Raw genomic sequence first — 537 nt, 5'->3', positions numbered from 1 at the left:
ATCGCGGTGGACGAGGTGCGCCTCTTCAACGGCTCGCCGGAGCGCTTCAACTGGAAGATCGTCGGCAAGAAGGAGCTGTATGTGCCGTACAACGCCTACCGGCTGCACTCCGACAAGCTCAAGTACGCCGACCTGATCCGCCCGGGCCACCTCAACCCGGACGCCCTGCGCTACGAGCTGCACCGGGTGTGGGTGGTGGAAGGCACCCTCAAGGACGGCTACCGCCACCTCTACAGCAAGCGGACGCTCTACGTGGACGAGGACACCTGGTTCATGCTGATGGCCGACAACTACGACAGCCGCGGCGAGCTGTGGCGCACCTCGGTGGTGAACTACTTCTACGCCTACGAGATGAACACCTGGCAGGCCGGGGTGGGCCTCTACCACGACCTCAACGCCGGCACCTACCTCGCCTTCAACCTGGTGAACGAGCAGCCCGGCGCCTACAAGCTCAACCAGGGCAAGTTCACCGAGCGCGACTTCGGCCCCGAGGCCGCGCGGCGCATGGGGCTCTGAACCCGGCGCGGTGCTTCAACG

The 537-nt window shown here is 65.4% G+C and carries 1 protein-coding gene; it reads left to right on the top strand.

The annotated features are described in order from the left end of the window. The coding region (locus L6Q67_RS24360; RefSeq protein WP_296576358.1) for a DUF1329 domain-containing protein at positions 1-516 on the top strand (516 nt) is incomplete at its 5' end. Positions 517-537 lie beyond the last annotated feature (21 nt).

Source organism: Zoogloea sp. (genome assembly GCF_023150065.1).
Lineage (GTDB): Bacteria > Pseudomonadota > Gammaproteobacteria > Burkholderiales > Rhodocyclaceae > Zoogloea.
Note: the sequence above shows the minus strand (reverse complement) of the source record. Positions and strands in the feature narration are given on the sequence as shown.